This is a genomic window from Bauldia litoralis, from assembly GCF_900104485.1.
Taxonomy (GTDB): Bacteria; Pseudomonadota; Alphaproteobacteria; order Rhizobiales; family Kaistiaceae; genus Bauldia; species Bauldia litoralis.
Genome location: NZ_FMXQ01000024.1, coordinates 1 through 8,461, shown reverse-complemented (window position 1 = coordinate 8,461; position 8,461 = coordinate 1). Strand labels below are relative to the sequence as shown.

Here is an 8,461-nt window from a genome sequence, read left to right as displayed (position 1 = left end):
GCCGCGACAGGGGCCGAGCATCATCTTCTGCGGCATGACCGGAGCCTTGCCCGATCCGTCCGGCGCGAGGAACGTCCTGTGGATGCCGACGGGCGCGTCATCGGCGCCGCGTGTGACCAGGGCGACCATGGCCGGCCATCTGTCACCGGCGGGATGCTTCAGCGACGGGTGGAACCGAAGTGTCGGTGGCGTTTCGATCCGGAGGCCACGAGACGCAAGGTATGTCTCGACCAACGTGCCGACGGCCGTCCGCGCCGATGTCCAGATCGTCATGGCGAGTTCGCCGCGCTTCACCGTCTCTGCATCGTTCGACCGCCGGACCGGTGTCGGCTCCGACCTCTGCAGCAGCGGCCGATCGGTGGCTTCCCAGATCCCCCTTCTCTTCAACCCGGCGATCACGGCCGCCTGCGAACAGCCGGCGTGGCATCGGACCAGGACCCTGCCGTCGTCGCCGTCGCAGATCGCCAGGCTGGGCGATGTATCGTCATGAGCCGGGCAGCATGCCATCCATGTTCGCCCAGTCCGACGCCCGCCAAGGGCCCGGGAAATGACTGCGGCGTTCATGACGCATACTCCCGCGCCTTGCGGGATCTCGTGAACAGCGCAGGCCGAGAACGGGCGACGATGAGGTAGCTGTAATCACCAGCCCCGTGCCTCCGCTGTATGAGATGGGCCTGTCCGGCTTCGGACATCGACATCGCAGCGGAGGCGACCCTTTCGAGTTCTTGTCCCGCCTCTTCGCCGAGGCAGTTGCCGGAACCTCGGTCCAGGGGCAGGAAGCCGCGGTGGTAGGCGACACAGTCGCTGGGCTCGGCGTGCTCCAGCCACCGATCCAGAGCACCAGCCGTCAAGCTGTGACCGGCCGGCGGTTCGGGTGGCGACCATCGATCGACAGGGTGGTTCACATCGATGTGGCCCGGAAGCACAAGCACACTCATCACAGGTCTCCGGCAACGCCGGCTCCGGTGACGCGAAGGCCGGCCTTCTCAAAGGCTTCGATGTCGTCAAGGCGATAGGCGACGCGGCCGCCAAGACGGAGATAGCAGGGGCCCTTGCCATGGGAGCGCCAGCGTTCGAGCGTCCGGGCCGAGAGGCTCCAGCGTCGTGCGAGCTGATCCTGATTAAGATGGCGGGCGAAGAGCGCGGAGACGGCCGCTCCGGCGGGATCAATTCTAGGGTCTGATTGCGACATTGCGAGGTTCCTCTTTCGAACGCTTCGGACCAGTCCGGTCGCGCCGTGAGGAAACCCAGCTAAGGCATGTCGGGGGCCCTATAAACGGCCCCGAAATTGCCCCAATATTTTATTTTCGGGGGTCTCCGCTATACCTCCGGTGCCTCTCCCGAATACAGTTCTCAATCGTCTTTTTTTTCGAACAGGGCCAACTTGGGTGCTTTTCGTGGAACCAGGCTTCGAGATGCCCGGCCTCGACACCCACGCTCTTATCGGCAACACCCCTTTCACACCTAATCTCGTGCTCGGCCAGGATGTAGGACATTGTCGATGGAGCCCCTGGCGCACCTGTCCTGAGCGGACCTGGTTCAATTTCCTTCTCGTGTCCAAAAGGCCACCAGTTCGCGATGTCGGGCTTGTTGACCATCACCTTCGTCCACACCGTTTGGCGTCGCTGACGAAGGTCGTCGCTGAAACCAGCCCGCCAGTGCTCCTCGTCGACATAGGGCGAAGCCCACAGGTAGAGCTCCTCGCTATCCGCGTTGTCTATCTCCTCCGAGCCAAAGAGATGACAAATCCGGATACCGCCCAATAGCGCTGGCTCCAGCCGCTCCCGCTGCCCTCTCTTTGAAATGCCGGTGCATGCGACTTCAGCCGATGCAATTCGATCAGTCAGTTGACGATAAGCCTCATCCCAAGCTTCGGGATTAAGTCCGACGTCGACTGCGGCGCCCTTCGTCGCGATCCACTGCGCCGCAGCCGACAGTGGCATATAGCCAGGACCGTCCGGCGTCATGGGCGACGGAAGCACCTCCGACAGGACACGCACCGGCCATGCATCAGTCACCTGACGCATGGGTAAACGGATGTCGTGATAGCCGGATCGCGATAGGGGGTCCTCCCGCACGATGTCCATGTCTAGCTCGGAGTACAGCTCTAGGCTCTTCCAGGCCGTCGCCGTGACCGCGACCCGCTTGCCGGTGTCGAGATCGATCGCGTCGGCTTCAACGTCGCCATGCTCGAGAGCCTTCCACAGTTCCTCGCGGGCTTCGTCAGGAGACCGTGGACGCCACGGCGTCGCGCGAGACCGTTCGCGCGGATAGTCCTCGTGGAGGGCCAGCAGGGACCAAGTCGGTGTCGGGAGGGGCCCCGGCTCGAAGCCAATACAGGTCCCGTTCCGAAAAACCCCGCGCCATCGCGTGCAGCCAATCACGTAAGCGTGCCAGTTCTCCCGGACCATCTCGGGTGCGCGCCAGACGATCCAGGCGATCGTCATCGGTAGTGTCCAGCGATCCTCGCGCATCGGATCGAAGGCATCTGAGTCCGGTCGGTCGAGGAGCGGACTCACGCCCAGTCGCGAGGCCTCGGCCTCTGCCTGGGCAGGCGTTGAATCACCATCCAGCGCTGCTTTCAGCAGTCGCTGTCGTGGCGACAGTTCAGGCGCGGCTTTCGGTCGTGACGAGTTCTTTTTTGGCATCGGCGATGTTCCTTAGAGAGGATGATTCGCCCTACGTGTCACCGAAAGTCGATCTTACGCGTTCCGCGGCGCCCTCAAGAGCCGCAGTTGCGCCATACTCAGGAATCCGCACCGTCCACTACTTTCCCGCACCGTTTCGCTGCGGAGAAAGTTGGTCTTTTCCTCCTCGCCTGCCGAGTGCATCACCCTTGGAATGGCGAACAACACAGTCATCAGGTCTGACCCCAATGACGAAGCGCGCGAGCGCATCGCCGAGATTGGCGAGATCCTGACGCTCGGGCTCATCCGTCTCCAAGTGCGGAAGTCCAGGTCTTTATTTTCCGATGACGGAGAAGGTTTGGTGGACTGTCTCGGTACACCGAGCGGTCATGCCGGAACCGAACCGGAGACCACGGCATGATGAAGACGGAGAATCGCTACGCCAGCCACCCCGCGACGCCCTCGGTGCTGGCCCGGCTCGCGGCGCTGAAGACGACGCCGACGATGGAGCTGAAGCAGCAGTGGCGCGATCTCTTCGAGACCGAGCCGCCGCCCTATAACCGGCGCTTCCTCGAAAGCCGGCTAGCGTATCGCATTCAGGAACTTGCCTATGGCGGGCTGAAGCCGGAGACGGTGGCGCGGCTGGAGGCGCTGGGCGAGGAGCTGTTCGGCAAAAATGGCAAGCCGAAGCGAAGCCGGGACGTCGAACACAGGCCGATCGCTGGGACGAGATTGATCCGCGAGTGGAACGGCATCGACCACGTCGTAACGGTGCGGCCCGAGGACTTCGAGTACCAGGGACGTCCTTACAAGTCGCTGTCGGCGGTGGCGCGGGCGATCACCGGGACGCGCTGGAACGGCTGGGTGTTCTTCGGGCTCAGGAACCAGCGGGGGCGATCGTGAACGCGCCTGTCCGCGCCCGTCGCGGCGAGACGGCCCTTGGCGGTGGGTCTGCCGCCCGCGTGGTCGTCAAGCGCCGCTGCGCCGTCTACACCCGGAAGAGCAGCGAGGAGGGCCTGGATATGGAGTTCAACAGCCTCGATGCCCAGAGGGAGGCCTGCGAAGCCTACATCGCCAGCCAGAAGGCCGAGGGCTGGGTCCTCGTCCCCGACAACTACGACGATGGCGGCATCTCGGGCGGCACGCTGGAGCGTCCTGCGCTGAAGCGCCTTCTCGCCGACATCGAGGCGGGCAGGGTGGACGTGGTGGTCGTCTACAAGATCGACCGCCTCTCCCGGTCCCTCATGGACTTCGCGAGGCTCGTGGACGTATTCGAGCGGAACGAGGTCACCTTCGTCTCCGTCACCCAGTCCTTCAACACCACCACCTCGATGGGAAGGCTCACCCTCAACATCCTTCTCTCCTTCGCCCAGTTCGAGCGCGAGGTGATCGGCGAGCGGATCCGCGACAAGTTCGCCGCGTCCCGGAAGAAGGGCATGTGGATGGGCGGCTGGGCGCCCCTCGGCTACCGGGTCGAGAACAGGAGGCTCGTCATCGACGAGGCCGAGGCGGAGAAGGTGCGCTGGATCTTCACCCGCTACGTCCAGATCGGCTCGGTGACCACGGTGGTGAGGGAGCTGACCGCCGAGAGTTTCGTCAACCGCTACGGCCAGACCCTCGACAAGGGGCGGCTCTACAAGCTTCTCAACAATCGGGTCTATCTTGGGGAGGCGGTGCATAAGGGGACGTCGTATCCCGGCGAGCACGAGGCAATCGTCAGCCAGTCCCTCTGGGACCGGGCGCACGCGGTCATGGCCGAGGGCGCCCGCGCCAAGGCCGGCCGCACCCGCGCCCAGACCCCGGCCCTCCTCAAGGGCATCATCTTCGACGCCGGGGGCCGGGCCATGTCCCCGTCCCACACCCGGAAGGGACAGCGGCTCTACCGCTACTACGTCAGTCAGTCTGTCATCCGCGGCGTTGGGAGGGTCGGCACGACCCCAAGCAGCACAATTAGCAGTGGCGCATCGGCCCACCAAACCGGCACGGAGGCCAATCCTTCCGGTCTCGTCACGCGTGTCCCGGCCGGCGACGTCGAGGCGGCGGTCATGGACCATCTCCGCCTCATGCTCCGCTCACCCGAGATCATCGTCGCGACCTGGCGCGCCGCCCGGCGTGACCTCCCCGATCTGACCGAGGCAGACGTCCGCGACGCCCTCGACCGCTTCGATCCGATCTGGAACGAACTCTTCCCCGCCGAACAAACCCGCATCGTCCGGCTCCTCGTCGACCGCGTCGACATTGCCGCCACCGGCATCGACATCCGGCTCCGCGTCGACGGTCTCGGCACCCTGTTCGCCGAGATGCGGGACGCACGGCCTGGGCAGGCTGATCGAGATGCTGGCCACGATAGGCAGCAGATCGAGGGACGGGCGGCGTGATGAGCGCGGGGCGGATGGCGGCGCAGCGGCTACGACGCAGTCACCGCGGCGACACCGGGGCGGAGGCGAGCGCTGGGGACAACGCGGGTCATGCCGACGCGCGCCCGACAGTCACCGTCCACGTTCCACTCTCCTTCCGCCAGCGCCGAGGGCGTAAGGTGCTCGTCGCGCCCGACGGGCTCGGTCAGGAGCCGTCGAGGGCACCGCAAGTGCCTACCCACACTCGAGAAGAGGTGACGCCCGCCGTTCGCGCCCTGGCCCGCGCTTTCCGCTGGCGCAAGCTCCTCGAGACCGGCGCCGTAGTCACCGTCCAGGAGATCGCCGCCACCGAGAATATCAACCCATCCTATGTCAGCCGCGTCTTCCGGCTCACGCTGCTCGCGCCGGAGATCGTGGAGGCGGTGATGGAGGTGGGCGACGCCGCCACGCTCGACAGGCTCATGATTCCCTTTCCGGTCGACTGGTCCAGACACCCGTCGCTCCGCAACTAGCGGGTACAGTCGAGAAGCGAGGCCTCGGATGCTTCGCGCCACAACCGGACACTGGATTCGTCATGTCGGATGCGCGTAGCCCCTGGGAGGCTCGCCCGGGGGCGAACCTCCTTGATAACTTCAGGTCTTCTGGATGACCGGGGGCTACCACGTTCCGTCCAGCACGGACGGCGGGTTCTCCTTCGGCCAGTACAGGCGAAACATGGGGATGAACGGGCCGTCCGGGGCGGGAAGCCAGTTCGATTCCTTGTCTGGACCCGGGCTGGCCGACTGGAGATAGAGGTCGATCGAGCCGTCGGCGTTCGTCTTGAGCTGGTTGCGCTCGCTGCGTATAGCGGTTGAGCGCGTTGGGTACGAAGAAGTACCCGTCTTCGTACATGGTGAGCGACCAGAAGCCGTTGGCCGGCGGCAGGTCGTCGTTCGACGCGAAGCGGATGACGTAGTCATGCTTGGAGGCGTCGAGCGGCTGCCCCTCGGCGTCGGTGAGGCCGACCGGGTAGACCGCATCCTTCGGCGTATTTGCGGGTATGCCACTGCGCTCGGTCGAAAGGTCTTGGTGGTGTCGGAAGGATTCGCGCGCGAGCTGCCGCCATTGCGTCGGCGGCGGTGCGCCATGGGCGGCTCTTCGGCCACGGGGAACGGCGGAGCGCCCACTCGGGCGGCTTCGAGAATTAGCGGTCAGTCGATGCTTTACCAAGCGACTTCGAAGCGAACCATCGCGCTTGGAACGATGCGGTCTCACGTTCGTAGAAAGTCGCCATCTCATCGAGGACCTTGGCACTTCGACTATCGTGAGCGCGCCTTGAATTGGCGCGCTCACGCCAATAGTTCTGACCTCTGCTCAGCTCACTGAGGATACGTGCTGGAACGTCCTCTCTGGTCACGCGCAGGCGTTGCGGGTAGACGCCCGTAATGACGTATGGGCGCCGGTTGCCGCCGGCCCCATATACGGAGTTCTGTGCTGCCCACAGTGCGTACGGCAACGGCTTCCCGAAGTACTTGTCGAGCAGCCTTACCACCACGGCTTCGGCCTCCATGTCTGACACCGAAAAGAGTGTGCCGATATAGGCCCGCGCATTCGAGAAAAGGAACCGGCCAGCAAGCTCGTGCCAAGACACGCACGCGTTGTTGATTATGATCGGACTGCCTTCGGCGGCCAGCGCGCGAGGCATGGGAAGGTAATTGTGGTCCCACATCTTCATAACGGCGGATCCCATGACCCGGCCGATTTCTTCCTTGTGCACCGGCTCGAGTGCATCCGCCTTCTCGAACTCGGCCCAGTCCCGTATTGCCGTGCCGACATAGAGCCCGGTCTTGGCCACCGGATCGTTCCAGTTGACGCCATCTAGTGAATGGAAACGAAAGAACTGCATGACGCGCAGCATTTCCTCGTCATCGGTGTGGCCAACCCCAATGGCGACATCGACAACCAATCGGCGATGGAGCCCTTCGCTATCACGAAATTCATAGGTCCAGCGCCAGCCCGGCGCGTCGCCACAGTGGGTGGCGAAGATCAGCAGGTCGTAGGGAAACAGATCGACCATCTCCGAGATCGCGCGCACGCTGGCTCCCGCGCCGCGATAGCCGCGAACGAACACCCGCCGCTGGGGGAGCAGCTTGGTAGCGGCCTCGATCTCTGGCGCGCGAACCTTTTCAGGGTCAACGAGTACCGCGATGTTGGTGCCGCGCCTGCCTTCCTGCTCAGCAGCAAAACCGTTGACGATGGCAATGCCGAGATCTGGATAGGTGAAGAGATGGGTCGACGGCCTTTCCGGAAATGCCGCGCCGAAAGGTAGGTGGCGGGTGATGAAGGTCAGCGATCCGCCCTCTGGCAAATCGACGACTCCGACGAGTTCCCGTAGGCGACTCTTGATTCGATTGCGCTCGACCGACGCAATTACCCCGGGCGTGTCGATGTTATAGTAAGCCTCAAGCAGCTCCTGGCTCTCGACTTCGTCGGTCTCGTCGATGATGTGGAGGCCGGCACCGAGCGCGAAGGCGTAGTTCGCGGCGATGACTTCGCTTAGCGGCTCCCCCGCCTCACAAACTACAACATGGCCCGACCTCGACAGGACGGGTTGTACGTGCGAAACCTCGTCGCCGAATTCAATCATCTGGCGGGCATACATCGCCCGAAGCACGCCGAGTCCAATGCGATCACTTCCCCAGCGCAGCGTTGCGGCGTCGCGCTTTCCGTTAGCGGCGGCGATCGTCGCAAGTTGATTTCGTCTAATCTCTACGGTTCGTCCCTTGGGTAGCCGTGCCGACATAACCGCCTGAGATTCGGGAGAAAGGCCGGCCAGCAAGGTGTTGCGCACGCCAATGCGCGCCAGCGCGTTGGTGCGGCGGATCGCTTCGGCCTCACGATCGTCACGTGTCAGGCGCGGGCCGTCGAGTACGCAAACGTAGTGCCCGCGGCGGGCGAGCACGCATGATAGCTCGCCCGCAAGAAGCGGATCGTCGCTGACGATAGCGGTTCGAGATAGCTGCGGGCATTGAATCGGCATTGAAACGGCTATGCCAGTTGATGCCCTTCAATCCAAGAGGCCAGCACCCACTCCACCCGGCAAAGCACTGGCGTCGCCTCGAGTCAGAACCGGACGGCGCAACGCCCGCTGTCAGCGACATCGCTCATCCGACAGAAACTCCGAACGAGCCCAAAGGCGCGGCCACTGATCGTTGAAATCGTTGGCGCTTCCGCTTCCGTACTGCGTGGCCTCAGTCATGAGCTTTGGAGAATGCGCGGCCAAACAGAGAACAACGGGCGGAGAGCGAGGGCGCGAGGTCAACAGGTCCGCGTCCGGAATCCCGCAGTTCTACGCCCTTTGATGCACCGATCGTCTGGGCGGAGAACGTTCGAAGAGCTGACACTGGCGGAGGGAGGGGGATTCGAACCCCCGAGACGGTTTCCCGCCTACACACTTTCCAGGCGTGCGCCTTCAACCACTCGGCCACCCCTCCTGAC

8 protein-coding genes, 1 tRNA gene and 1 pseudogene are annotated in these 8,461 nt (G+C 64.0%); 4 read left to right on the top strand and 6 right to left on the bottom strand.

The window, feature by feature from the left end; translation table 11 throughout:
* From BLT60_RS23855 to BLT60_RS23840, 3 genes are all read right to left on the bottom strand, one after another.
* Window positions 1-507 (bottom strand): DUF7146 domain-containing protein (locus BLT60_RS23855; RefSeq protein WP_425285047.1); only part of this gene is annotated, 507 nt, incomplete at its 3' end.
* Window positions 508-937: 430 nt separating this feature from the next.
* Window positions 938-1,192 (bottom strand): helix-turn-helix transcriptional regulator, encoded by a 255-nt coding sequence (locus BLT60_RS23845; RefSeq protein ID WP_090881419.1) that lies wholly within the window; start codon window positions 1,190-1,192, stop codon window positions 938-940.
* Window positions 1,193-1,301: 109 nt separating this feature from the next.
* On the bottom strand, window positions 1,302-2,648 hold the full coding sequence (locus BLT60_RS23840) for a hypothetical protein (protein ID WP_139167961.1): 1,347 nt from the start codon (window positions 2,646-2,648) through the stop codon (window positions 1,302-1,304).
* A 151-nt stretch (window positions 2,649-2,799) separates the two neighbouring features.
* Here BLT60_RS23840 and BLT60_RS24235 point away from each other — a divergent pair, with 151 nt between their 5' ends.
* The 4 genes from BLT60_RS24235 to BLT60_RS23820 all read left to right on the top strand — a co-directional run bounded on the left by BLT60_RS24235 (window position 2,800) and on the right by BLT60_RS23820 (window position 5,496).
* Entirely contained in the window at window positions 2,800-3,048 is a 249-nt protein-coding gene (locus BLT60_RS24235) for a hypothetical protein (RefSeq protein WP_139167960.1), read from the top strand.
* Window positions 3,045-3,530, top strand: coding sequence for a DUF2924 domain-containing protein (locus tag BLT60_RS23830; protein WP_244521429.1), 486 nt, complete (start codon window positions 3,045-3,047; stop codon window positions 3,528-3,530). The genes BLT60_RS24235 and BLT60_RS23830 overlap by 4 nt, the downstream gene beginning before the upstream one ends.
* A 59-nt stretch (window positions 3,531-3,589) precedes the next feature.
* Window positions 3,590-5,005 carry a recombinase family protein gene (locus BLT60_RS23825; RefSeq protein ID WP_244521430.1) on the top strand — a complete coding sequence of 472 codons (1,416 nt, stop codon included), beginning with the start codon at window positions 3,590-3,592 and terminating at the stop codon, window positions 5,003-5,005.
* A 233-nt stretch (window positions 5,006-5,238) separates the two neighbouring features.
* Window positions 5,239-5,496, top strand: coding sequence for a hypothetical protein (locus BLT60_RS23820; RefSeq protein ID WP_175478630.1), 258 nt, complete (start codon window positions 5,239-5,241; stop codon window positions 5,494-5,496).
* Between the two features lie 144 nt (window positions 5,497-5,640).
* On the opposite strand, the pseudogene BLT60_RS25090 reads toward BLT60_RS23820, so the two are convergent.
* The 3 genes and pseudogenes from BLT60_RS25090 to BLT60_RS23805 all read right to left on the bottom strand — a co-directional run bounded on the left by BLT60_RS25090 (window position 5,641) and on the right by BLT60_RS23805 (window position 8,457).
* Window positions 5,641-6,262 (bottom strand): annotated as a pseudogene (locus BLT60_RS25090) (DUF1214 domain-containing protein).
* Window positions 6,168-8,003 carry a hypothetical protein gene (locus tag BLT60_RS23810; protein ID WP_139167959.1) on the bottom strand — a complete coding sequence of 612 codons (1,836 nt, stop codon included), beginning with the start codon at window positions 8,001-8,003 and terminating at the stop codon, window positions 6,168-6,170. The pseudogene BLT60_RS25090 and the gene BLT60_RS23810 overlap by 95 nt, the downstream one beginning before the upstream one ends.
* A gap of 364 nt (window positions 8,004-8,367) precedes the next feature.
* Window positions 8,368-8,457: transfer RNA gene (locus tag BLT60_RS23805), tRNA-Ser, on the bottom strand.
* Window positions 8,458-8,461: the final 4 nt, after the last annotated feature.

Coding starts and splice junctions, on each gene's coding strand:
- BLT60_RS23810 (WP_139167959.1), bottom strand. CDS start 8,003: ATGCCGATTCAATGCCCGCAGCTATCTCGAACCGCTATCGTCAGCGAC.
- BLT60_RS23830 (WP_244521429.1), top strand. CDS start 3,045: ATGATGAAGACGGAGAATCGCTACGCCAGCCACCCCGCGACGCCCTCG.
- BLT60_RS23845 (WP_090881419.1), bottom strand. CDS start 1,192: ATGTCGCAATCAGACCCTAGAATTGATCCCGCCGGAGCGGCCGTCTCC.
- BLT60_RS23840 (WP_139167961.1), bottom strand. CDS start 2,648: ATGCCAAAAAAGAACTCGTCACGACCGAAAGCCGCGCCTGAACTGTCG.